The sequence below is a fragment of the Candidatus Polarisedimenticolia bacterium genome, from assembly GCA_035764505.1.
Taxonomy (GTDB): domain Bacteria; phylum Acidobacteriota; class Polarisedimenticolia; order Gp22-AA2; family AA152; genus AA152.
In genome coordinates this window covers 1-20,044 of sequence record DASTZC010000231.1, presented here as the reverse complement: position 1 = coordinate 20,044, position 20,044 = coordinate 1, and the positions used below count along the sequence as shown (strand labels likewise).

Sequence of the window (20,044 nt, the reverse complement as noted above, 5' to 3'; positions counted from 1 at the left end):
GCTCACGCTTGTTCGCCTCCTCCGCGCGCCAGATGCTCATCACGATCTCCACGGTGCGCTCGATCAGGAGCGAGAAGAGCACCAGCGTCGAGAATCGCGACGCGAATTCGACGCCGCTCAGATCGCGGAACTTCAGAGGCGGCCACATCGCGACCGAAGCCCCGATTGCCAGGGCGATCAGAATAGGTACCCACCTCAACAAGCTTTTCATCCCAAGCCTCCCCTTTCAGGTCGTGCCGATTACGCTCCCGGCGCGTTCTTCCGCCACGGCGCTCGGGCCGGTCCGATCGCTCAGGCGGACAGCGTGTAGTCGATGGTCCAGCCTCGCTTCTCCGCGAGAAGAGCAACCGCGCGCTCCGCGAGCGCGGAAATCGTCAACAGCGGGTTGACGCCGAGGGAGCGCGGCACGATCGAGCCGTCGCAGACATAGAGGTCCTCGTAGACCTGCTGCCCCGTCCTCCCGCGGAACACCTGGCCCCGGTCGTTGACGGCGCCGCCGCCCGAGTCATCGGCCATGATGCATCCGCCGAGTGGATGCACGGTCGCCACCTGATAGCCCGTCAGCCGGTTCCAGGAGGGGTTGGCCACGTAGGTCCCTCCAAGGGCTTTCGTGACCTCGAGCATCCTCCGGTTCGCGTTCAGCACGTTCTCCTGCCTGCCGAGACCCGGGTAGTCGATGCGAGGCCGGTCCTCCTTCAGGGTGATCCGCCCGTTGGCATCGTCGAAGGTCATGACGAGAAAGGTCTGTGTGTTGCGCATGGCGCCCTTGTAGGGACCCGAGGTGATGGTCTCGAGCTCCTGGCGCTTCTCGCGCGCCCGGTCGTCCCCGTCGGTGTCCTTCCCGGCCAGGGCGGCGTTGAGCATCAGCATGGCGGCGGAGGCCCGCGCGATCGCTCCGGGGATGGCGCCCTCCTCGACGATCAGTCCGGTGCGCTGCCCGGGATCCCGCAAGTCGATGACCGTGGTATTGAAAGGACCCACGGCGGCCCCCTCCTGGGGAGGCGTTTTTCCGAAGCCGATGCCATCGACCGGCTCGTTGCCGTTGTAGCTGTAGCCGAGGATGTCGCCGTTGCCCGAGAAGTGATGCCCCACCTTGTCGGACAGCAGCAGCCCCGCCGCCTGCGAGCGCAGGAGGATCTCCGTGGACCCCAGGGTTCCCGCCGCGAGAACCACCACATCGGCCGAGAGGGTGCGCGTCGCAACGGCGGCTTTCTCGTGGCCGGTCTTGAGGACCTGGTAGTGAATCTCCCAGCGCCCCTCCTTGCGCGCCAGCCTCCGGACGTCGATTTGAGTGAAGATCTCGGCACCATGCGCCCTGGCGTCGGGCAGGTAGTTCATGAGGGTCGTGTTCTTCGCCCAGAGATTGCAGCCGGTCACACAGTCGCCACATAGCGAGCAGGCCTTCTGATCCACGCCGAAGCGGTTTCGTCCGTCCGCGAAGGCGATCGCCAGCTCCGTGCGCTGGAACTTCGCTCCCATCTTGCTTGCGGCGCGCTCATGGAGGCCGGCTTTCCTGAGCCGGGGGAATGTATCGGGGTACGTCCGGGGATCAAGGATCTCCCGGGCGCGCTCGAAGCCGCGCGCCAGTCGGCCGTCGAGGTCCTGGCGCAGGGCCTCGGGCCAGCGGGTGTCCTCGAAGACCCGCCGATCGGGCGGGAAGCAGACCGCCGCGTTGATGAGCGAGGTGCCTCCCAGACCGCACCCGACCAGAACCGCGATGTCGTGGCTGTTGTGCACGTCGTACAGGCCGAGCCGCGATCCGGTGTGCGCGAGAGGCCCGTTGATCTGCAGCTCGTGCATCAGCTCGAGCTGGCTGTCCGGGTACTCGCCGGGCCAGCGCTCGCGGCCTCTTTCCAGCAGGCAGATCTTGCGCCCCGCCCTGGCCAGGCGTGAGGCGGCGATGCCGCCGCCGTAGCCGGAGCCTATCACCACGACTTCGTAGTGCTCCTTGATCGAGTCGAGCGGACTGGACAGGTGCATGAGCAGCTCCTCGACGGCGCCGCGGCGGCGGCCCTAGTTGTGCTTCTCCAGCTCCAGGAGGATCGTCGGAAAGACGTCCCGCACGGCTTCCTTGCCGACGAAGCAGTCCATGTGGGCGAACTTCGGGATCATGATGTGGGCGTACTGCTCCTTGCCGTTCGCCTCGCACAGGAAGCGATAGGTCTTCAGGCTTCCTTCGGGAAGGAACAACCCGTTGTCGGCCCCCTGAATGAAGGTGATCGGCATCTTCAGCCTGGCCGCGTTGGGAAGGTAGGTGTCCTTCCCCTTCGCGTCGACCACGCGGTCCTTCCGGATCATCAACAGGATGTGCTCGAAGCTCTTGAGGTTCGCCACACCGAACATCTCGTGCAGCGCGTCGTGCGTCGCCTGCGAGAGGTTGGCGTGCTTGTAGCTCTCTCCGAAGATGATCCGGATGTGGTGGCAGACGGAGTTCTGACACAGCTCCTTGGGGGGGTAGAGCTGGATGATGATCTTGGCCAGGCGGCTGCGCCAGTCGTCGGGAGGCCGGTTGGTGTCCATCTGGGTCTCCCCCAGCGCGGTCAGGAACGAGGCCATCCTCAGCCCAGCCTTGATCTCGTTGGCCGGGGCGGTGACCGGGAACAACCCCAGCTGGGAGCAGACCATCGAGCGCACTCCCTGCATTCCGGCCAGGACGGCCATCAGGCCGGTCATCGATCCGACACAGTGGTTCACCATCTGGACCGAATCGGCGCCGCTGATTTCCTGGATCGTCTGGATGGCGGCGGGCCAGTCCTTCCGGGCCACGTCATCGAGGGTGAAGAGCGATCCGGAGCTCGGCAGCTCGGGACTCGCCCGGTAGTCGAAGAGAAAGACATCGTAGCCGTTGGCGTGGAGGAACTCCGGGAGGTTCGTCTCGATCGTGTCGGTGTCGAAAGCGGTGGTGGAAGTCCCGAACCCCGGAGCCATCACGACCGGCCCCTTGTTCCCGCCGTGATACCGCTTCACCCGCAGCGCCACGCCGTCCGCCGTCTTGAAGTAGTGGACCTCCGGCGCGCCGGTCCTGAGGGGGCGTTTCTTACGCAGCGGGACCGGGGAGCCGTCGAAGGGGTTGGGCTTCGCGGCGATTCCGCCGTAGGTCTCGAACAGGACTCCGGCGAAGAACTTCCCGAAGGCGGCCGTTTTTTCCATCTTGACCCGAGGGTCGTCGACGTGGGTCACCTCCATGGTGGACATCTGCACCATGAAGTCCTTCGGGTCGATGTGCAGCATTCCCTTGGCGACGATGGCTCCATTGCCGCCGGCGCCTTCGGTGAGCGTGACGAACAGGGTCGTGGTGTCCGCCCAGGAGTCCATGCCCGACTTGTCGTTGTGGATGGCCTTGAAGCCGTGCATGTGGTACTGCTTCCCTTCCGCCGTCGCGATCGGGGCGTCATAGACCATCTGACGCGTCTCGACGTGGTCCGGGTCCTTCACGAAAAGCCGGAAGGTTCCTTCCGACACCGTCATCGGGTCGCGCGACAGCGCGGGTGCCTTCACCGTGCCCACGGCGCGGCAGAGATGACCGGGGTCGGCGAGCATCGCGTCGACATCCGCCGAGACGATGGTCAGCACGAACTCGAAGGTCGATCCCTCCTGCTTGCCGCGATCGGCGGCCTTCTGGAAGTCCCCTTTCTCCGCTTTGGAGACAAAACCGGCCATCCTCTCGGTGAAGCGGATCCCGGGGCGAGGCTTCGCCTGCGGATCGAGGGACGCGGGCGACGACGGCAGGGTGTAGTCGATGACCCAGCCCCGGTCCTTGGCGAGCAGGGCCATGGTGCGCTCGGCCAGGGCGGATATGGTCAGCAGCGGATTGACGCCCAGGGAGCGAGGCACGACCGAGCCGTCGGAAACATAGAGTCCGTCGTGGACCTCCGTCCCCATCGTGCCTCGATAGACCTGGCCTTTGTGGTTCACCACCCCCGCCGCCGCGTCTTCCGCCATGACGCAGCCTCCGAGCGGATGCACCGTCGTCAGGTTGTGATGGGTCAGCTTGCTCCACAGGGGATTCTTCACGAAGGTCCCCCCGAGGGCCTTGCTCGCCTCCAGCAGCCGGTTGCTGATCCGCTTGAAAATCGGCAGCTCGCCCACCTTGGGCCAATGGATGCGCAGCCGATCTTTCTCGAGCTGCATCTTTCCCGACGAGCCGTCATGGGTCATCACGAGGTAGGTCTGCGTGTTGGCCACGGCGCCCGCGTAAGGCCCCTTCACGAGGCTCTCCAGCTCCCGCTGCTTCTCGCGGAGCTCGTCGGCGGCGCCGCTGTCGGTGTCCTTGCCGAACAGGGCCGCGGCGCTCGAGATCGCCCGTCCCACCATGCCACCGACGGCCCCCGGGATTACCCCTTCCTCGATAATCATGCCGTCGTCCAGATTGGGCTTCTGCCGCGCGTCGATGATGCCGGCGATGCACGGGCCCGCCGGCTTCACCTCGTCGGCGTCACGCCGCCCCAGGCCCACGCCGCGTACCTTGGTGTCGGCGTTGTAGGTGAAACCGAGGACGTCCCCGTTGCCGCTGAACCGCTCTCCCAGCTTTTCCGACAGGGGCAGGCCCGCGGCCTTGGATCGCAGCAGGATCTCGGTCGATCCCAGGGTGCCCGCCGCCAGCACCACGACGTCGGCGGCGACGAACATCGTGGGAGCGTCGAACTTCTCCCGGCCCGAGCCGAGGACCTGGTAGTGGACGTGCCATGCGCTCCCCTGATGCTCCAGCCGGCGCACGCCGACCTCCGTGAAGATCTCGGCGCCGTGGTTCGAGGCATCCGGCAGGTAGTTCATGAGTGTCGTGTTCTTCGCGCCGACGTTGCACCCGGAGCAGCAATCCCCGCAGCCATTGCAGTGGTGCTGCTCGACCCCCACATGGTTGACTCCGTCCTTGAAGGTGACATTGATGTTGGGCCGGTAGAACTTCTCGCCGAGCTGCCCCGCCGATTTTTCCAGGGCCGCGAGCTTCGCGAGGGGCGGCTGATCCGCGGGGTAGGCCACCGGCTTGAGCATCTCGGTCGCGAGCCGGTAGCCTTCCTTCAGCCGCGTGTCGACGTCGTCGCGCAAGGCGCCGGGCCAGCAGGGATCCGCGAAGACCCGGGTCTCGGGAACGATCGATACGTTGGCATTGATCAGCGAGGTCCCACCGAGCCCGCACCCGACGACGACGTTGATGTCTTCGTTGACGCGGAAATCGAGCAAGGCGGTCCGCGAGCCGAGGTGGCCTGCCTTGGTGTCGACCTGGCTCTCCCGGACCACTTCCGGCTCGGTGTCCGGGTACTCACCGGGGATCAGCTCGCGTCCGCGCTCCAGGAGGCACACGCTCTTCCCCGCTCGGGCCAGCCGCGAGGCCGCGATACCGCCTCCGTAGCCGGAGCCGATGACGACGATGTCGTAGTGGTTCTTCATCTGATCGACGGGGCGGGAGAGGCGGCGCATTTCAATCCTCCGTGGGAAGGGATGGAGTACCGTCAGTTTTGGGATTTCTCCCAGGTCACCGCGGCCGCGACCTGGCCGAGGCGATACTGTCCCTGCGGAACGATGGCCTTGACCTTCGCGGAGCTGCCTTTGACTCCAAGCTCCGTGGCCACCCGCGTGCCGCCCTGGTCGGCGGTCTTCGCGTAATAGTCGTGCCACCAGAGGGCCGACTGCCAGATCGCCTCCGGGCAGCTCGCCGTCGAGGTGAGCCCCGGCGTCAGCTCGATCCCCGCCATCCCGAAGGCCGTTTCCACCAGCGCGGCGCCCGGCGTTCCCTGGCCGTCGTTCAGGGGATTGGCTTTGCTGCCCGCGCCCCAGAGAAACGCCAGCCACGGCAGCATCATCGAGGGAAGATCGAGGGCGTGGCGCCGGGTCGTCAGCTTCCGGATGTTGGAGACGATCCCGGCCGATGGCTCGGTGAAATTGATGACCGCCACGTTGGGGAATCTGCCTTGATCGTCGACCTGCTGGAAGGGCACGCGCCGGATGCCGTTGGACGAGGGGATGTCCGAGGAGTCTCCCCCGGCGGAGAGGGGCACGGTCAGGAAGGACCGCTTGGAATCCGCCAGACCGGCCATCGACCAGAAGCTGGGGAGCAAATCGTGGCGCAGATGGCTCTGCGCGACTCTCATCCGGAAGTCGCTCAAGGACGCTCCTCCGATCAGGATGATGGCGCCGGGCAGGGCGCGCTCGCCCAGCCAGTGTGCATTGCCGTCCTTCCCGCGAGCCACCGGCGCCTCTTTGACGAGGGGGTTTCTACGTGAAGCGGTCGAACGTCTGATGTCCATTCAGCTCCTCCGAAAAACGTGCTCGAACACCGGCGCGGGCATTCCGTCATGAGAGCCGCTCTCCCAGGAGCGGACGCGCACCCCCAGTCCTCCGCCGCTTTGCCACAGCTCCAGGGTCACGAAGTGGTCCTCGCCGCGCTCCCACGTCGACAGCTTCCTGACGGGAAGAGGGTGCAGGCCCTGGATCGATTCAGGCGGGAAGAGGTCGGGAGCGGGCTTCCACTTCCGCTTGTCTCCTCCGGTCACGAGGCTCATCGGAGAGGCGATGATCTCGACGATCTCGACATCCCCGGCCGTCACGACGCCCGCGACCCTGCCGTAGTGCACGTCTCCGGTCAGGATGACGACAGACTGGGGCGCCTCCAGGAGGGCGCGGCACAGCTCGGCGTATTGCTCGAAGTCGGGGAGGTTCCAGTCAGCCACCTTTCCCATCAGCCCCGCCTTCTCATGGAACAAAGGCTGGCCAATGATCAGGATCCCGGGCGATTTCAGCTGTCGGATCCATGAGACCAGCCGCTGCATGTCGGCGGGCGGGATGAAGGTGGTCCGGTCATCGCTCCGGCCGAGGCGGGAATCGACGACGAAGATCTCGAGATCGCCGATGACCATGGGCTGGGGACGCACCGGAGGAGCATCGGTCTGAAAAGCCTTGAACAGGCGGGAGGCTATCTCCCACCAATCCTTGCGTCCCTGGTCGGTCCAGGTGTTGGTGGAGAAGGACGACGGGTAGGGCGCGTTGTTCCAGAATTCATGGTCATCCGAAGTGAAGATCGCCGATCCGTCGGAAAGGAGGCGCTCGAAACCCTGCAGCTCCCCGGACTGACCCCAGGCATCGGCATAATTGCGCAAGAACATCCCGGCCAGGTCGTTCTTGGTGTGCGGCACGAGGAACTTGTACCAGGGAGAGTCGAGGTAGACCTGATCGCCGCACAGGATCTTCAGATCGGGACGCAACCCGCCGGGGAGGCTGCCGAAGCGGTTGCCGAGACTGCCCCCTTTGTCGGTCCTCGCGCAGAAACAGGAGCCAAGCATCAGGATCAGAGGAGGCTCCTCGACGGTCGGCAGGCGATTCGGCAGCGTCGACACGATCGCCGAGGCAACCTCCGCGTCATCCGCGTAAAGCGATACGGGCATCCTTGCCTTCGGCTGAAGGCCGTTGAGCACGACGCGGGCCGATAACACCCCTGCATCGCCGTCGGGGGTCAGCCAGGACGACCACTCCTGGATCGCGAACTTCCCACCATTGGCCTGAATCCACGCCTGACCCGGCTGCGCGGGAGGACCGTTCAGGGACACGGCCAGAGCCAGCGCGGTCGCATCCGATGCCGTCGCGACTCCGGGAACGAGATGATAGGTATTCATGCTTTTCCGCCGCCCGGCCACAACTCCGATCTGTGCGAGAAGTCTCGTCAGTCATATAAACGCCCGGGGAGAGAAAAGCGCACGAACTATTTTGGGGGAATGGAGGGGTGGAGGACCTGGCGGGGATCGAACGCTATTTCATCTTGGCGAGGAGCGCCTTGTAGCGCGGCATGTCGTGCAGGTTGTTGAGGTCGTCGTCGTTCTCGATCCAGGCCTTCTGGGCAAAGCCGTTGGCGACGGCCTTCTCCAGGTAGGTCATCGCCTCTTCCTTCTGTCCGTCGATGCTGTACAGGCAGGCGACGTTATAGAGGGTGCCGGTGTCGGTGGGGTCGATGGCGACGGCGCGGCGCGCCCGTTCGAATCCTTTCTCCTTCTGGCCGAGGGACACCAGCGCGCCGGCGCTCAGGTAAAGCGCTCGCGCGTCGTTGGGATTTGCAGCGAGCTGGTCGTCGACCAGGCGGACGACCCGGCGTTGCATCTCGTCCGCCTCGGCGTTGCGACCAAGCGCTGCGTAGACGCCGCGCACCAGGGCGGGTGCCTGGTAGTCTTCCGGCCGCATCTTCATGGCCTGCTCGAACAGGTGCGCCGCCTGCTCGCGCAAACCCTGCGCGAAGCAGCTGCGCGCGTAAAAGTAGTAGGCCTCGAACAGGCGCGGGTCGAGCCGGATGGCGGTCTCGAACTCGCGCGCCGCGCCGGCGTAATCCTTGCTCAGGCTCAGCGCCAGGCCGCGAGAGGCGTGTGATTCCGCCAGATCGGGGGCCAGCTCGAGCGCCTTCTGGGAGGCGTCGTTGGCCAGCTTCAGCTTCGCGGGGGTGCTCTCACTGTACATGTACTCGTAGGAGGCGACGTCGGCGAGACCGCACCAGGCCAGCGGGTATTTCGGGTCCATGTCGATCGCCTTGAGGAACATCTCCCGGCCGGCCCGATAGTTCCGCGCGCCGCCCAACCAGTGGAAGCGGCGGCCGCGCAGGTAGGCCTCGTAGGCCTTCGAGTTGCTCGCCGGCACGCGCTCCATGGCCTGCGCCTCGGTGGGCGTCAGCTTCACCTTGAGCGAGTCGACAATGCGGTGGGAGATCTCGTCCTGCACCGCGAAGACGTCCTTCACCTCGCGGTCGTACTCCTCGGACCACAGGGCATTGCCATCGGACGTGCCGACAAGCTGCACGTTGATGCGGATGCGCTCCCCCGCCTTGCGCACGCTGCCTTCCAGCACGGTGGCCACGCCGAGCTTGCCGCCAATCTCCTGCACCGGGACCTGCTTGCCTTTCAGCGCGAAGACGGTGGTGCGAGCCGGTACCTTCAATCCCTGGACCTTCGCCAGCGCATTGATCAGCTCCTCGGTCATTCCGTCGCTGAAGTACTCGTTGTCGGGATCCGAGCTCATGTTGACGAAGGGAAGCACGGCGACGGAGGCGATGTTGCCGGGGGCGGTGCCGGGGAGTCCGGGCGGGTGCGAGCCGGGAACGCCGGGAGGATTGGGAACGCCGGGTGGAGTCAGCAGGCCCCCCTGTCCCACTCTCACGCCATCACTATTAATGGTGACAGCGGGGACGGGCCGCTGGCGCGTGAAGATCACGACCACGACACCCAGACCGATGCATGCCATGAAGCCGGCGAAGACCAGGTTGCGGATGGGTGTAGGCGCCTTGACGGGTGGCCCTGGCTGCGCCTGGTACGGGATCGGTGTCTGGCTCTGATACTGCGACGGCACCTGGTACTGATACGGTACCGGTGTCTCACCCGAGGGTGGACGGACCGCCGGGACTCCGGGGACGCCAGGTCCGGAGCGCGGAATGAGCTGGCCCGACAAGGCGTCACTGGAGCTGCTGCCGCTCTTGATATCCTGCAGCTCGTTGCTGATGTCCAGGGCCGACTGGTAGCGCCGTCGCGGCTCCTTCTCCAGGCAGCGCCGCGTCACCCATCCGAGGTGCCCCGGCAGGTCGGAGCGGATGTCGCTGATCGAGCGCGGCTGGTCGCGCAGGATGGCGGAGGCCAGCTCCGCCGAGCTCTCCCCCGCAAAGGGGCGCTTCCCCGTCTCCATCTCATAAAGAATGATGCCCAGAGAGAAGATGTCGGTGCGTGAGTCGACCGCCTTCCCCGATACCTGCTCGGGCGACATGTAGGGCACGGTCCCGATGACTTTGCCCTCGCCGGTGGCGAGGGTCCGTGTCTCCTCGAGACTGCCCTCCGGGATGGCGTCCTTCGGCAGGAGGAGCTTTGCCAGGCCGAAGTCGAGGACTTTCACCCGGCCGTCGGGCGTCACGATGATGTTGGAAGGCTTGAGGTCGCGATGGACGATGCCGCGCTCGTGCGCGGCCGCGAGAGCCTCGGCCAGCGGGATGGCAATCTGGTAGATCTTGTCCAGGCTGAGACCGGAACCCGGAATGATCTCCTGGAGCGTGCGGCCCGTCACCAGCTCCATCGTCAGGAAGTGGACCCCTTCGGCCTCCTCCACCGAAAAGATGGTGACGATCCCCGGATGGTTGAGCGCCGCCACTGCCTTGGCCTCACGGCGGAAGCGCTCGAGCCGCTCGGGGTCGGCCGTCGCCTCTTCCGGGAGGACCTTCAGCGCCACCTTGCGGTCCAGCTTGGTGTCGAGCGCCTGGTACACCACCCCCATCCCGCCCCGCCCGATCTCCTCGAGCAGCCGGTAGTGCGACAGCGTTTTCCCGGGTGACAGGGTCATTCGGTCGTATCCCTCTGGGCGAGAAGGATATCATGGCCAAAACAAAACCATGGGAAACGACGTACCACCTCACAGGACTGCTTAGTGGAGAGGGGTAACTGGTGAAATCCAGCACATTCAGTACTCTTGCGCGGTTCTTCTGCACTCTGGCTTTGGCCGTCAACGCAAACGGATTGTCGGCTCAAACGCCGGACACGGAGAAGGTCGATACCACGAGTCAAGACAAGCAACGAGTGTCACGTTTCGAGAAACAGGTTGATGAGTTTCGCGGCCTCCTCAAGATCCCCGGCATGTCCGCGGTCATCATCAGGGATCAAAAGACACTATGGACCGAGGGGTTCGGCTTCGCCGACCTCGAAAAGCGCATTCCCGCTAGCGCCGATACCCTTTACCACATCGCCTCCCTGACCAAGACATTCGCGGCGACCCTGGTCATGCAGCTCGTCGAGCAGGGGAAACTTGACCTGGATGAGCCGATGTCCCGTTACTCGGGCGATTTCAAGGATGACTCGGTCCGCATCAAGCACCTGTTAAGCCATACCTCTCAAGGGACGCCCGGAGAGCGATATCAGTACAGCGGGGATCGCTACGACTACCTGACGGCCGTCATCGAGAAGAAGACCGGAAAGCCGCTGCGCCAGGTGATGGTCGAAACTTTCCTGGACCCATTGGCGATGGACAGCAGCGTTCCGGGTCACGACGTCGCGGACGACGCGAGAAAATGGTCGGCTCTGGGCAAACAGAACCTCGAGCGCTATGCAAGCAACCTGTCGAAGCTGGCTCAGCCCTATACGCTTTACGGCGACGGCGAGGTGATTCACGTCTCCTACCCTCCCAGGGATTCCTTCGGCGCGGCTGCCGGGCTGCTATCCACCGTTCTGGACATGGCAAAATACGACGTGGCGATTGATCAGCATCGGTTTCTGAAAAAGGAGACGCAGGAGAAGGCCTGGACGGCGTTCGTCTCGAACAGTGGCCGGCGACTTCCTCATGGGCTGGGCTGGTTCGTCAGCGATTATCAGGGAGTCAGGCTGATCTGGCATTTCGGGAACTGGGGCACAGGTTTCTCCGCGATTTACCTCAAGGTGCCGGGGAAAAATCTTTCGCTCGTCATGCTCGCCAACAGCGAGGCGCTCAGTGATCACCAGTTCGCAGCCGGGAGCGAGGACATCACCAGTAATGTTTTCGCCTGCACGTTCCTTCGCCTGTTCCTGTTTGAAGACTCCAAGGGAGGTGAATGCGAGCGTGATTCCCAATCAGCCCTGGCGAAGTGGCTCAAGATACGCCGGGCCCGGGCGCGCGTGCCCATCCAATTGGGACCTCAGACCCTCGACACCTATGTCGGACAATATCAGCTTGAGACGCCTCCCAATCGAATCCTCACCGTGAGCCAGGAAGATGGGAGGCTGTTCCTGGACATCCCCAGGAATTCCAAGTCCGAGCTGTTCGCGGAATCAAAGTCGAAGTTCTTTCTCAAGGTGCGACCTCTTCAGGTGGTATTCGTCAAAGAGGGAGGACGAGTCACACGTCTGGAGGCTGTCTCCGATGGGCAGACCTTGCGCGCAAAGAGGCTCAAATGAACACGCCATTGCGTTTCGAGTCGAAAGATCCCCATTTCGAGCAGCGCGTGCAGGTTCAGCGTGTCATGAGACCGCTTCTGGCGATGGTGCTCGGAGGGTTCCTCGGTGGTGCCTTTCTCTCGCAGGCCGCGCAGCCGGCGCAGCCCGCGCAGCGACCTTTGCTGGCGCCGGCACCCGATTCTCCCATCGCCGTCGCGGGGGTTACGGGGAGCCTGGCGCTGGGCGAGCTGAATCAGGACGGCAAGCCGGATCTGGTGGTCGCGAGTAAGAATGGCATCAGGGTACTGCTCGGCCGGGGCGACGGGCGGTTTCGCATCGTGCCCGGCGGTCCCCTGCCCCACCAGGCCACCGAGATGTTGCTGCGCGACCTCAACGGCGACGGAAGGCAGGACCTGGCTCTGGCGCATCACGACAGCTACGATGTGATCCTTCTCTTCGGCGATGGCAAGGGCGGCTTCGCCCTCGCCCCTGCTTCCCCGCTGACCATGAAAAAAGGCCAGCACCCGCACACGCACGGCCTCCTTGCGGGCGACCTGAACGGCGACAGCCGCCTGGACATCGTCAGCGTGAACAGCACCGACAACGATGTGTCGGTCGCCTTCGGTGACGGCAAAGGCCGCTTCGAACCCGCCGCCACGTCCTTCCCGGTCGGCGCCAGCCCTTATCCCGGAGCGCTGGGCGACCTCGACGGGGACGGCGATCTCGACCTGATCGCCACCACTACGGAGCGCCGCGAATCATCATCGGCGCGTGCGCTGACGGTCCTCATCGGCGACGGGCACGGCGGGTTTCGCGCGGCCCCCGTTCCGCTGCGAACAGCCTCGCCATGGTTCGTGGCAATTGCCGATTTGAATGGCGACCGCAAGCCCGATCTGGTGGCGACCCATGCTGAGCGCAGCGAGCTGACCGTCCTGGTTGGAGACGGCAAGGGCGGCTTCACGGAGACGGCCGGCTCGCCGTTCGACCTCGGCCACGCGGCATGGCACCTTGCGGTCGCCGATGTAAACCGGGACGGCAAATCCGACGTGCTGGCCGCCGCGGGCGAGGGATTGCGCGTCATGCTTGGCGACGGTCGAGGTGGCTTCACCCCGGCGCCCGGCTCGCCGTTCGCCACCGGCAAAGGAGCATGGCAGCTCGCCGCCGGAGACGTGAACGCCGACGGCAAGCCCGATGTGGTGACGAGCAGTCTGGATTCAGAAACCGTGACCGTCCTGCTGAGTCGATAGGTGCGGAGAGCGGTCTGCGCTCTGGTGGTCGTCGTGCCGGCGATCTTCTCGGCGTGCGCTTCGGTTCCCGTGATGAAACCCTTCTCCACGGACGCCTGCAGTATGTTCCCCGACCGATCGCCGCTCGGCAAGGCAGACTGGTGCCGGTGTTGTCTCGCTCATGACCTCGCTTATTGGCGAGGCGGCACGGCCGATGAGCGCCTCAAGGCCGATCTTGGTCTCAAGCGCTGCGTGCTCTCTGCGACAGGCAGCGGCAAGCTGGCAGATCTAATCTTCGCGGGTGTTCGAACGGGTGGCGGTCCCTATTTCTTCACTCCTTATCGGTGGGGCTATGGCTGGTCGTTCGGCCGGATGTACAAACCGCTGTCCGCCGCCGAGGAGGCGCAGGCCTCTTCTCAGCGCGAAGACTATCTTGCAACCAACCCACGCCTGGTCTGTCCGGACTCAACTCACTAATCCAGGCCTCACGGCCATGCGTACTCTCAGGCACAACCTCCTACGGTTAATTCCGGAGGTGTTTCCGAGCTTACGGATGCGAGAATGGCGATTGGGGAAGGACAGGCGATTCGCTGGAGGTCACCAAGATGCCGGAACGATGGCGAATCGTTTTCGTGTGTACCGGCAATGCGTGCCGCAGCCAGATGGCGGAGGGCTGGGCGCGAAAGCTTTGGCCCGAGAAGGTCGACCCCCGGTCCGCGGGCGTGCTCCCGACGCGGCTCGATCCGCGCGCCGTGCGTGTCATGGCGGAGCTCGGGATCGACATCTCGAGCCAGCGCTCCAAGCATATCGAGGAGCTGGCCGGATCGGACATCGATTGGGTCGTCACGGTTTGTGACAATGCCAAGGCGATGTGCCCGACTCTTCCGGACGATATCCGGCGCATCCATGTCGGCTTCGACGATCCGCCCTCACTCTCGCTGAAGGCACGCAGCGAGGAAGACGCTCTCAAACATTACCGCCGGGTGCGCGACGAGCTCCGGGAGTTCGTCATGGGGCTCCCCCGGCTTCTCGGCAAGTCGGATCCAACCGATACCCGAGAGCCCGGCGCCTGACATGCGCTCGTTGCTGCTGTTCGCGTCCGGGGCCGCACTTTATCTGGTGTCGGCGCTGTGGGCGTCGGCACGGGCGCGCCGCGAGCTCTTGTCGAATCACGCGATATCGCGAGCAACTTTCGGTGCGGCGGTATTCGCCTACGCCTCGCTGTGGTCGGCTGTCCTGCTGGGCGCCTTGTGGAGTGCGTGGAGCCTGCCGATCCCTACGCTTGCGAGTCGAGTCCTGGGTGGAGCGTTCGCAATCCTCGGGATGACTCTCCACCTGGCCGGCAGGTCGAAGTTTCACACGGTTGGAACGGCCTGGGGGCTCTCCATGCCTTCGCTCATCACCACGGGCATCTATCGCTACATCCGGCATCCGCAAAACGCGGGTCTGGGCCTCCTCATGTTGTCGGCAGCGGTACTCGGCAGGTCGGGCGCCGCTCTGGCTCTGGTGCTGATCTACGCAGCAACCTGCGTTCTCTGGCTGCGCGTCGAGGAGCTGGCGCTCGCGACGCGCTTCGGCCCCGATTACTACGAATACCGCAAGACGACCGGTGCGGTTCTGCCGCCCCTCCGGCGACTGCTCCCAAGCAGGCGCAGGATTGCCAGACAACCGAACACCGGAGACGGCGAGGCTTCTTTGTAATCAACCGCGCCGATACGCCTCCTCCAGCACCTTGAGGTCGAGCTTCTTCATCGGCATCAGCGCCTCCATGACCGCATCAACCTTCCTCGGCTCCTGGCTGGTCGTCATCTTTTCCAGGAACGCGGGGACGATCTGCCAGGAGATGCCGTATTTGTCCTTCAGCCAGCCGCACTGCTCGGCGGCCGGCTCGGCGGAGAGCTTGCTCCACAGATCGTCAATCTCCTGCTGCGTCTCGCAATTCACCATCAACGAGATCGCCGGTGAGAACTGGAACACCGGACCGCCATTCAGCGCCAGGAATGACTGCCCTTCGATTTCGAACAAGACGGTCATCGCCGACCCTTTCGGCCTTCCGGCCCCTTTCGAGGCCGCATCACCATAGTGAGTCGTCCCCCGGATCTTCGAGTTCTTAAAGACCGTCGTGTAGAACTTCACCGCCTCCTCGGCGTTGTCATCGAACCAGAGACAAGGAGTAATCTTCCGCATACTTCCTCCTTTCGTCGGCGGACGGCACGGTCAATCCGCTCATGCGATCATTCTCCTACCGGTTGCCGCTGCAGTCACGGATCGGCTCCGGAATCCCTCCGGGGCGATGAATCAACAGGCGCTCAAAATTGGGGAGTGAGGCGCTGGCGGCAGATAATCCAGATGGTGCTGCGACGAAATCAGGCTCTCGGTCGAACCAAGCAGCTTCTTCGGAGGTAGAAAATGGCTACCATCAGATACATGGTCCGCGATGTCGATCGTGCCATCGCCTTCTACACAGGACACGCCGGGTTCAAGCTCGACAAGCAAATGGGACCAATCATTGCCATGGTCAAGAAGGACGACCTGACGCTTTGGCTCGCCGGACCTCAGAGCTCGGCCGCCCGCCCGATGCCCGACGGGCGCCGTCCCGAACCGGGCGGATGGAACCGCCTCGTCATCGAGGTCGATGATCTCGTCTCGCGTGTTGCGGAGATGAAGCGCAACGGCATGCGCTTTCGCAACGAGATTGTCGAAGGCCCTGGAGGCAAGCAGATTCTTCTGGAAGATCCCGACGGCAATCCGATAGAGCTTTTCGAAGCTGCCGCCTAGCTCGGACGGCACGCCGCCTGTTCGCTGAGGTCACCTTCCTGAAGCGACTCACGGGGTAACCAACCGGCCGCAACCGGGTCGATGCTACTTAATAATGATGCGGTCCCTCCGAAAGAAGGGCTCTGGATCTTTGACATATATCCGTTACGGATATAGTATTCCGGCATGGTGAAGAACGTACTGAACGCCCCTCTCACCCCCGCGGTCTTCCATATCCTCCTGGCGCTCTCGGCGAAGGAGCTTCACGGCTATGCCATCATGAAGCAGGTCGGGGCCGATTCCCATGGCAAGGTGAAAATGGGGCCGGGGACCCTCTACGGCTCGCTCGGCCGCATGCTGGACGCGGGTCTGATACGCGAGAGCGACAAGAAGGTCGACCCGGAGCTCGACGACGAGCGCCGGGTTTATTACACCCTCACCGGTCTCGGACAGAAAACCCTCGCGGCGGAGCTGGACCGGTACCGTGAGGTCGTCGCCGTCGCAAGGCGGCTATCGCCGAAGCCTCTCGCGTATGGCGTATGAGCTTTCAATACGCAGGTACCGGCACTGGTACGCGCGGCTGCTGCGCCTCTATCCGAAGCCGTACCGCGAGCGCTTCGGCAAGGGGATGGAGCAGACGTTCAACGATTTGTGCCGCGAGCGCGCGGAGGAACGAAAGGGACTGTTCGGCCTGGCGGTCTGGGTATTCATCGAGACATCATCAGGAATCATTGGAGAGAACATGACGACGCTTGGCATTCAGAATCGAAACATACTCCGCATCGCGATCGGGACCGGGCTCCTGCTGATGGTGCCCCTGGTGGCAATGCAGCTCACCGAGGACGTCGTGTGGGGGCCATTGGACTTTCTGACCGCGTTCGGCTTGCTGTTTGGAACGGGTGCCTCGTTCGAGCTGCTGCGGAGGAGAGGTGGCATGGCGTACCGCCTGGCCGCCGGCATCGGACTCGCCGCATCGCTCCTGCTGGTCTGGGCGAATCTCGCCGTCGGCATCATCGGGGACGAGGGCAATCCCGAAAACCTGCTGTTCTTCGCAGTGCCTCTCGTTGGAATCATCGGCGCTGCCATCGCGCATTTCCAGGCGCAAGGAATGGCGCGAACCCTGTTCGTCATGGCGATCACCCACGTGCTGGCCACGGCAATCGCGGTCGCCATGTCCCGCTTCGAGCTGCGGGAAATCATGCTCAACGGCATCTTCACCGCCCTGTTTGTCGCCTCCGCGCTGCTGTTTCGGCGCGCTGCGCAGAACAGCGACTAGATCCCATTCCATACCTCAGCCAAGAGTTGCAGGCCCTTTCCGGCAGGCGGCACATCCTTGACCTCACAGCATGACGGGCCGAGCATGGTTCGGTCGAGCCTGACCTTGACATCAAGTCCGTATATGCATATATGTGAGTGTTCGGGATCCTCGCAAGGCCAGGATCAATTACCTGAAGCATGGTATTCACTTCTCAGATGCCGAGGCTGCCCTGTTCGATCCGATGGCGCTCACCCAGGAAGATGTCACATCGGCATCGGAACGACGGTTCGTAACGATAGGAATCGATCACTTAGGACGAACCGTGGTCGTCGTATACTCCCAAAGGGACGAAGACCTGCGGCTCATCTCGGCCCGTCATGCCACTCGGAGGGAGCGCCGGCAGTATGAAGAAGGAATACGACTTTAGCAGTGCAAGACGAGGCCCGGTGGTGAAGTCGTCGGGGAAGACGCGCATCACGATCTTTCTGGATGACGACATTTTGGATGCATTTCGTAAGCGGGCCGAGGCCTCTGGGCGCGGCTACCAGACGATGATCAACGAGGCATTGCGGACTGCTCTCGCAGAAAGCCCCCAAGGGATAGACGCCCAGACGATTCGTCGCATCATTCGCGAGGAAACCGCGGCGTACAGGGCAAGTGGTGCCGGTCTTGGAACCAAGCGCACTCGCTCTTCGCGCAAACGCACGGGATAACGTCGCAGCTCCGGGTAAGCTCGTAAGATTCTTCTCCTGCTGCCCCGAATCTCCTTACTCTTTTCCTTGCAGCACTTGCACTCCGACCCTATATTCTTCGCCGCGGCTCGGCGTCGCAAGGCCCGAGCTTTCGGCGGAGGTGGAGAAGGTGGCCGGCGGATTCCTGGATGCGAGGCGATCCTACCTGGCCGCCATAATCAGCTGCCTGCTGATTCCGGTGGCGACGATCGTGGGGGCCGCGGCGGCCCATCTCGTCGATCCGGAGATGGCCAACGGCACCACGAACTACACGCGCAACTACCTGCTGCTCGATTGGACCCAGAAGGGCGTGTTGATGGGGACGGCCGGACTGTCCTTGGTCCTGTGGATTGCCTGCTGCTGCTTTGTGCTGAGGGCCAGAAAGCGATCCCTCGGATGGATTCTGCTTGCCGCTGCGGGTCCCTTCGGACTCGTCGTCATTGCTTCGTTGAAGGATCGATCGCCGGAGCCGCGCGACCTATATCAGCGATTCCTCAGCAATCTCGCCATCGGGTGGCGCATCCTCTTCGAGCTGGCGGTGTTCGTCCTGGTCTGGGTCCTCTCGTACGAGGCAGTGGTGCTCGAGCGGAACATCTTGATCCAGATCGAATCCTCCACCACCGGAACGCCGGTCGCCACGATCATCGATCGTCAAAACGCCTCCAGCGGGATGTACGCAGCCGGAGAGGGAATGGAAGCACTCTTCCTGGTGGCGATGCTCTACCTGCTCCGCCCACTCCTCTTCAATCTCGCGGGCGGGCTGTTCGCTTCGCGACGGCCGGCGGCACACCCCAGCGACCACCGCGCGTAAGAATCGTCATCCGCAATTCGTAGATCGCCTTGGAGGCAAGGGCTACGACCGTCGCCACGAAGGCAATGGTCCCGAGGTGCGCCGCCCTATTCCGGCACCCCGGCTTCGCGCAGTGCGTCGCCCAGCCGGGCCATCCGCTCGGGCGTCGTGATGTTCCCCGACATCAGGCCGCTGAGGGTCAGGCCCGGCTGCAGCTCCAGCGCTACCTTGGCCGCCGCGCGCGCATCCTCCATCCTTCCGAGGCGGGCCAGCGCCGCCGCCTGCACGTAGCGCGGCACGCTGAAGCGTGGATTCGCCGCCGCCGCACGGCTCGCGGCGCTCGCGGCTTCCTCAAAATCTCCAAGGAAAAAGGCTGCATACGCCAGGCCGATGTAGGGCAGATAGATCAGCGGATCGTACGGGCCGAGACGGATACCTATCCGGGCATGCTCGGCCGCTTCGCGGTCCAGGCCTTTCCAGGCGCGGACGATCGAGCTGAAGCCGAAGGCCAGTGCCGAGGAAGGGCTGAGCGCCAGGGAGCGATCGAGGGCGTCCAGGGCCAGGTCGTAGTCGCGCTCCAGGATTCCGACGACGAAGCCCCCCATCGCCAGCGCCATCGCGTCGTCGCTCCCCGCCTCGATCGCCGCGTGAGCATGGCAGATCCCTGCCTGGCGTACGTCCGCTTCCAACCCGCCACGCAGATAGCGCTGCTCGTGGCACCAGCCGATGAAGCCATGTGCCGCGGCATAGTCCGGCTCGAGGCGGATGGCCTCCTCAAGGAGAGGCAGCGCCCGGTCGGCGTCTTCCGGCATGGCGGTGGACGCGAAAGGCAGCGCGCGCAGGAACAGATCGTAGGCGTCCAGGCTCTCGGGGCGCTTGCGGCGGGCCCGCTCGATCTCCGCCTTGCGCAGGGTCGGCTCGACCGCCGCGATGATGCTCATCGTCATCTGGTCCTGCAGCGCGAAGATATCGCCGAGCGTCCCTTCATACCGGTCCGCCCAGACCTGCGCGGCGGTGTCGGCCGCGGCAAGGTGGCCGGTCAGGCGCACTTTGTCGCCGGAGCGCCGCACGCTGCCGCGCAGCACGTAGCGCACCCCCAGCTGCCGGCCGACGGTCGGCACGTCCACCACCGTCCCCGTATAGAGATAGGTTGAATTGCGGGAGATGACCAATAGCCACTTGATGCGCGACAGGCCGGTGATGATCTCCTCGACGATGCCGTCGGCGAAATACTCCTGGGTCGGGTCGCCGCTCAGATTGTCGAAGGGAAGGACGGCGATCGAGGCGCGCTCCGCCAAGCCGGGGCCGGTGCGAGTGATCAATGACGGAGCTGCGGCGCCGGAGCCGGGGCCGGAAGTCGGCCGCGACCCGCGCATACCCTCGAGATTCTGCAGGTCGCTGCTCACCTCCAGCGCCGATTGATAGCGCCT

19 protein-coding genes are annotated in these 20,044 nt (G+C 64.2%); 11 read left to right on the top strand and 8 right to left on the bottom strand.

All coding sequences use genetic code 11. From position 1 onward, the window contains the following. From VFW45_15435 to VFW45_15410, 6 genes are all read right to left on the bottom strand, one after another. A partial coding sequence (locus VFW45_15435; protein HEU5182176.1) for a hypothetical protein occupies positions 1-199 on the bottom strand: 199 nt, incomplete at its 3' end. Positions 200-291: 92 nt separating this feature from the next. Continuing rightward, positions 292-1,980, bottom strand: a complete 1,689-nt coding sequence (locus VFW45_15430) for a GMC family oxidoreductase (protein ID HEU5182175.1) — start codon at positions 1,978-1,980, stop codon at positions 292-294. 33 nt (positions 1,981-2,013) lie between these two features. Further along, positions 2,014-5,418: a GMC family oxidoreductase N-terminal domain-containing protein gene (locus tag VFW45_15425; protein ID HEU5182174.1), complete on the bottom strand. Its 3,405-nt coding sequence runs from the start codon at positions 5,416-5,418 to the stop codon at positions 2,014-2,016. A gap of 32 nt (positions 5,419-5,450) precedes the next feature. Continuing rightward, positions 5,451-6,188: a hypothetical protein gene (locus VFW45_15420; protein HEU5182173.1), complete on the bottom strand. Its 738-nt coding sequence runs from the start codon at positions 6,186-6,188 to the stop codon at positions 5,451-5,453. Positions 6,189-6,245: 57 nt separating this feature from the next. Next, the gene (locus tag VFW45_15415) at positions 6,246-7,607 is read right to left on the bottom strand and encodes a hypothetical protein (protein HEU5182172.1); all 1,362 of its coding nucleotides are present in this window, start codon (positions 7,605-7,607) and stop codon (positions 6,246-6,248) included. A gap of 133 nt (positions 7,608-7,740) precedes the next feature. Further along, positions 7,741-10,293, bottom strand: a complete 2,553-nt coding sequence (locus tag VFW45_15410; GenBank protein HEU5182171.1) for a protein kinase — start codon at positions 10,291-10,293, stop codon at positions 7,741-7,743. Positions 10,294-10,394: 101 nt separating this feature from the next. Here VFW45_15410 and VFW45_15405 point away from each other — a divergent pair, with 101 nt between their 5' ends. From VFW45_15405 to VFW45_15385, 5 genes are all read left to right on the top strand, one after another. After that, complete coding sequence (locus VFW45_15405; GenBank protein HEU5182170.1) at positions 10,395-11,873, top strand: serine hydrolase; 1,479 nt, start codon at positions 10,395-10,397, stop codon at positions 11,871-11,873. Next, positions 11,870-13,099, top strand: a complete 1,230-nt coding sequence (locus tag VFW45_15400) for a VCBS repeat-containing protein (protein HEU5182169.1) — start codon at positions 11,870-11,872, stop codon at positions 13,097-13,099. The genes VFW45_15405 and VFW45_15400 overlap by 4 nt, the downstream gene beginning before the upstream one ends. A 33-nt stretch (positions 13,100-13,132) precedes the next feature. Continuing rightward, the gene (locus tag VFW45_15395; GenBank protein ID HEU5182168.1) at positions 13,133-13,555 is read left to right on the top strand and encodes a hypothetical protein; all 423 of its coding nucleotides are present in this window, start codon (positions 13,133-13,135) and stop codon (positions 13,553-13,555) included. 128 nt (positions 13,556-13,683) lie between these two features. Continuing rightward, positions 13,684-14,151: an arsenate reductase ArsC gene (locus VFW45_15390; protein ID HEU5182167.1), complete on the top strand. Its 468-nt coding sequence runs from the start codon at positions 13,684-13,686 to the stop codon at positions 14,149-14,151. A gap of 1 nt (position 14,152) precedes the next feature. Then, a complete protein-coding gene (locus VFW45_15385; protein ID HEU5182166.1) occupies positions 14,153-14,779 on the top strand; it encodes an isoprenylcysteine carboxylmethyltransferase family protein in 627 nt (208 codons plus the stop codon). On the opposite strand, the gene VFW45_15380 is transcribed toward VFW45_15385, so the two are convergent. Next, positions 14,780-15,265, bottom strand: a complete 486-nt coding sequence (locus tag VFW45_15380) for a VOC family protein (GenBank protein ID HEU5182165.1) — start codon at positions 15,263-15,265, stop codon at positions 14,780-14,782. It lies immediately after the preceding gene. 222 nt (positions 15,266-15,487) lie between these two features. On the opposite strand from VFW45_15380, the gene VFW45_15375 reads away from it, so the two are divergent. From VFW45_15375 to VFW45_15350, 6 genes are all read left to right on the top strand, one after another. Further along, complete coding sequence (locus VFW45_15375) at positions 15,488-15,856, top strand: VOC family protein (GenBank protein ID HEU5182164.1); 369 nt, start codon at positions 15,488-15,490, stop codon at positions 15,854-15,856. A gap of 165 nt (positions 15,857-16,021) precedes the next feature. Next, positions 16,022-16,378, top strand: a complete 357-nt coding sequence (locus tag VFW45_15370) for a PadR family transcriptional regulator (protein ID HEU5182163.1) — start codon at positions 16,022-16,024, stop codon at positions 16,376-16,378. 85 nt (positions 16,379-16,463) lie between these two features. Next, on the top strand, positions 16,464-17,111 hold the full coding sequence (locus VFW45_15365; protein ID HEU5182162.1) for a hypothetical protein: 648 nt from the start codon (positions 16,464-16,466) through the stop codon (positions 17,109-17,111). Positions 17,112-17,244: 133 nt separating this feature from the next. Further along, a complete protein-coding gene (locus VFW45_15360; protein ID HEU5182161.1) occupies positions 17,245-17,520 on the top strand; it encodes a BrnT family toxin in 276 nt (91 codons plus the stop codon). Beyond that, positions 17,498-17,806: a BrnA antitoxin family protein gene (locus tag VFW45_15355; GenBank protein HEU5182160.1), complete on the top strand. Its 309-nt coding sequence runs from the start codon at positions 17,498-17,500 to the stop codon at positions 17,804-17,806. Before VFW45_15360 ends, VFW45_15355 begins: the two co-directional genes overlap by 23 nt. 148 nt (positions 17,807-17,954) lie before the next feature. Then, complete coding sequence (locus VFW45_15350; protein ID HEU5182159.1) at positions 17,955-18,635, top strand: hypothetical protein; 681 nt, start codon at positions 17,955-17,957, stop codon at positions 18,633-18,635. A gap of 86 nt (positions 18,636-18,721) precedes the next feature. On the opposite strand, the gene VFW45_15345 is transcribed toward VFW45_15350, so the two are convergent. Continuing rightward, the coding region (locus VFW45_15345) for a tetratricopeptide repeat protein (GenBank protein ID HEU5182158.1) at positions 18,722-20,044 on the bottom strand (1,323 nt) is incomplete at its 5' end.

Coding starts and splice junctions, on each gene's coding strand:
- VFW45_15430 (HEU5182175.1), bottom strand. CDS start 1,980: ATGCACCTGTCCAGTCCGCTCGACTCGATCAAGGAGCACTACGAAGTC.
- VFW45_15425 (HEU5182174.1), bottom strand. CDS start 5,418: ATGCGCCGCCTCTCCCGCCCCGTCGATCAGATGAAGAACCACTACGAC.
- VFW45_15415 (HEU5182172.1), bottom strand. CDS start 7,607: ATGAATACCTATCATCTCGTTCCCGGAGTCGCGACGGCATCGGATGCG.
- VFW45_15410 (HEU5182171.1), bottom strand. CDS start 10,293: ATGACCCTGTCACCCGGGAAAACGCTGTCGCACTACCGGCTGCTCGAG.
- VFW45_15400 (HEU5182169.1), top strand. CDS start 11,870: ATGAACACGCCATTGCGTTTCGAGTCGAAAGATCCCCATTTCGAGCAG.
- VFW45_15390 (HEU5182167.1), top strand. CDS start 13,684: ATGCCGGAACGATGGCGAATCGTTTTCGTGTGTACCGGCAATGCGTGC.
- VFW45_15385 (HEU5182166.1), top strand. CDS start 14,153: ATGCGCTCGTTGCTGCTGTTCGCGTCCGGGGCCGCACTTTATCTGGTG.
- VFW45_15380 (HEU5182165.1), bottom strand. CDS start 15,265: ATGCGGAAGATTACTCCTTGTCTCTGGTTCGATGACAACGCCGAGGAG.
- VFW45_15375 (HEU5182164.1), top strand. CDS start 15,488: ATGGCTACCATCAGATACATGGTCCGCGATGTCGATCGTGCCATCGCC.
- VFW45_15370 (HEU5182163.1), top strand. CDS start 16,022: ATGGTGAAGAACGTACTGAACGCCCCTCTCACCCCCGCGGTCTTCCAT.
- VFW45_15365 (HEU5182162.1), top strand. CDS start 16,464: ATGGAGCAGACGTTCAACGATTTGTGCCGCGAGCGCGCGGAGGAACGA.
- VFW45_15355 (HEU5182160.1), top strand. CDS start 17,498: ATGAAGAAGGAATACGACTTTAGCAGTGCAAGACGAGGCCCGGTGGTG.